2 protein-coding genes are annotated in these 3,214 nt (G+C 33.4%); both read right to left on the reverse strand.

All coding sequences use genetic code 11. The features are described 5' to 3' along the window. Positions 1-220: 220 nt before the first annotated feature. Positions 221-2,554, reverse strand: coding sequence for an OB-fold nucleic acid binding domain-containing protein (locus ACKI67_RS03860; protein WP_407462070.1), 2,334 nt, complete (start codon positions 2,552-2,554; stop codon positions 221-223). Positions 2,555-2,574: 20 nt separating this feature from the next. Beyond that, positions 2,575-3,084: a hypothetical protein gene (locus ACKI67_RS03865; protein ID WP_407462071.1), complete on the reverse strand. Its 510-nt coding sequence runs from the start codon at positions 3,082-3,084 to the stop codon at positions 2,575-2,577. Between the last annotated feature and the right edge of the window lie 130 nt (positions 3,085-3,214).

Here is a 3,214-nt window from a genome sequence, read left to right on the forward strand (position 1 = left end):
AATTATTTAGTAAAGTAAAAAAGTGAAAAAATATTTTTTTTAAAAAATTTATTTTTTCAAAAATTAGAAAAAGTTAAAAATATTTTTTTTTAGAATTTATTTTTTCAAAAATAGTAAAAGTAAAAAAATAATTTTATGAAAAATTTTTTATAAATTATTCCATCAATAAAAATTCATCACAAATTATTTTAAAAATTTAATTAATTAATTTTTTAAGATCTTATTCTTTGGTCATGTTTTGAACTTCATTAAGAAGTTGATTCAAGACTTCCTTACCAAGACCTTCAATATATTTTATTGATCCTGCACATTCGTGACCTCCACCATCAATACCTGCTTGAGGGATCTTATCTGCAAGACTAATGACTATATTGTTTACATTGAATCCAAATAACTGATGAACAGTATCAGTTGCTCTTAATACTCCAAAGTCTGGGCCATGTCCAAGAGTGATGATAGGTTTGTCTTCACCAAGTTCCTTAACAATCTTGTCATGGACAAATCCACAGGTTTTTCCAGGAGCAGGGAATGTGAACTTATGAGCATATTTTTCAACATCCAATACATTGAAGTAGATTCCATTATCCAATTGGACTCTTTTTATGTTAGGTAAAGCGGCTTTCATTTGAGTATCTACACGTTTTAGATATTCCTTGTATAATGCTTCAACCATTTTAGGATGCTTATCTATATTATCTACACCTAAGATGGTGTCAATGATACCTCTACCATTCATGAATCTGAGGAAGTATGCTTCAAAATCGATACATTCAGCGATTTTCTTCAATTGCTCTCTATCATAACCTTTTTCTGAAGCAAGTTTGACATATTGTTCCACTTCATCAGCTTCTGCACGGTCTCCCAATACAGCAACTGCTGGCAAATGCTTTACCAAATCTTTCACGTCTGGATTGATGATATGAGCAACTTCAGTTGCAAGTGCTCCAGCAGTGATTTGGGAGTCTCCTCCAACAAGATATGGGTTAACGTGAGTGTCAACATATTCATCAACTGCTACTGTACCTGCAATGATGTCTTCACTATTGCATTCTACGCTTCCATCAACTGTTTCACCGCTTCTTAAGGTTTTTGTAATCAATTCTCCTGGGAAGTGGTGGTCAATGACTACGATTTCAATGTCATAGATTTTTGCTTGCATCAAAGCCACAATGTCTTCCTCGGTAGAACCGTTATCCAAGAGCACAATCAATGGCAATTTTTGGCCGTGCCTATCCAAATCCTCCAATGCAAAGGACAAGTCCTTTACAACATCTTCCAATTCATAGAAAGGAGCCTTACTTGGAGAACGTTTGAAGTAGTGATATTCAGCATCACTATCTGGATTATTCGCTTTCAAATAAGGGATAACTGCCTTTTCCATAGCCACACCTGCACAGATACCATCTGCATCTGCGTGGTGCCTTACCAATATGGATCTTCCATCTAAGATAGCTCTTCTGATAACTTTTGCAGCTTCTCTCATCTTAGGTTTCAATCTATCCAATACAGGGCTTTGGATTAAGAAATCAACTTCTTCAGGCTCTGCCTTTTTATCCAATGCAATATCGATGAATTCTCTCATCTTGCGAGCTTCTTCACCTTTCAATTCTTCAATGCTGCTGGATTCTATTTGAATTTCACCATTATGAGTATTAACTTCACCAATCACTTCGACGATGTCACCTATATCAATTTCAGGATACATTCTAACTCCTGGTTCATTGAATGCTGCAGCCCAAGTAATTGCTGTTTCATCGGTAATTGTAAATATGGTAGGTCCAGATGTTTGTTGGATTTGTATAACTTCTCCATGGATCTTAACAACACTATTCAATGAGGATTCATCAAGAGTAGCAATCTTTGTTCTTTCTATGTGTTTCTTGACTTTTTTGATTACGTATTCCCCTTTGAAGACACTTGCAGGAGCCATATCCACTTCACGTTTTCTTTCCTTTATTTGTGTGATTCTTACAAATACATAGTCTCCTACTTTATTGTGGGCATTACGTGTTCTCATCAATCCCCAAACTTGATTGTTAAGACTTACAAAAAGACCGTATCTTTCCACTCTTGTAACTTTACCTCTATAGATGGAATTAAGTTCCAAATCACTCATTTCACATAATCCATCCAATTCATAAACAATTTCCTTTCCGGAAATATCTGATTCAACCACTACTTTTTCCGGATTTTTCTCTCTTTCCAATTGTTTTTTCTTCTTCTCTTCTTCTTGCTTTTCGAAACATTCGTCACAATAGTTCTTATCAGAGTCAATGGCTTTTCCACAAGTGTTGCAAACAGTAATTTCTCCAGTTCCATTACAATAAGGGCAATCTTCTGTTACATCCACAACCCCTTTTCCATCACATGCTTCACATGGAACGTCTTGATCTGCATCCAAATCAAATTTAGCTTTAGCCTTACTGTTGACTCCCTTAAAGTGACCTTTCATTTCGAAAGTGTCTACATAACCGGTTCCATCACAATTATCACATATTTTTGAATCTACAACTATTGAACCGGTTCCATTACATTTAGGACATGATTTTTTCATTTTTCTCTCTCACTAATAATCTAAATTATTCCCGCTTTCTTAAATAAATCGGAGTTCTCTTCAACAAGGTTATTTCTTTCATCCTGTAATATTACTGCTTTTTGCATTAAGGAGTTAGATGATTTACCATATGAATTTCCTGAATATGCATCATTATTTGCATAATATTGTACAGCCAAATATAATTCGTCACTTGCTTGCTTTTTCAATGAAACTTCTTCTTTGATCAAATCGATATATTCCTTGTAAACACTTTCATTTAAATTGTTTTCATATTCCTCGATTTCTGAAAGCTTTCCTTCAGCATCATCAAATTTTTGCTTTGCAATTTGGACATTGCTGTTTGCACTATCAAAGTCACGATTATTTATGGAACTGACTGCAGAGTTATAATCAGTATCTCCTTCAGTAATATCTGTATTCAAATCTTTCATTCTATTGTTTACATTATCAATAGGACTGTTGATGCAACCGCTTATGCTAACAACCGCTATCAATATTAAAACAACCAATATAATATCTTTTCTCATGTTATCAAAATGTTATAATTTTTTGAAATTTAGTTTTTAATTAAGTTCATAATCTTGTATTAAACTTTAAAACATTTTTATAAATAAGTTAATCTTATAATATTTTACAAAATATTTTACAATTAATTTA

The sequence above is a fragment of the Methanobrevibacter sp. genome (assembly GCF_045577275.1).
GTDB lineage: Archaea > Methanobacteriota > Methanobacteria > Methanobacteriales > Methanobacteriaceae > Methanobrevibacter.

Bases quoted from the DNA above. Each gene is read 5' to 3' on its own strand.
- ACKI67_RS03865 (WP_407462071.1), bottom strand. From the start codon at position 3,084: ATGAGAAAAGATATTATATTGGTTGTTTTAATATTGATAGCGGTTGTT.
- ACKI67_RS03860 (WP_407462070.1), bottom strand. From the start codon at position 2,554: ATGAAAAAATCATGTCCTAAATGTAATGGAACCGGTTCAATAGTTGTA.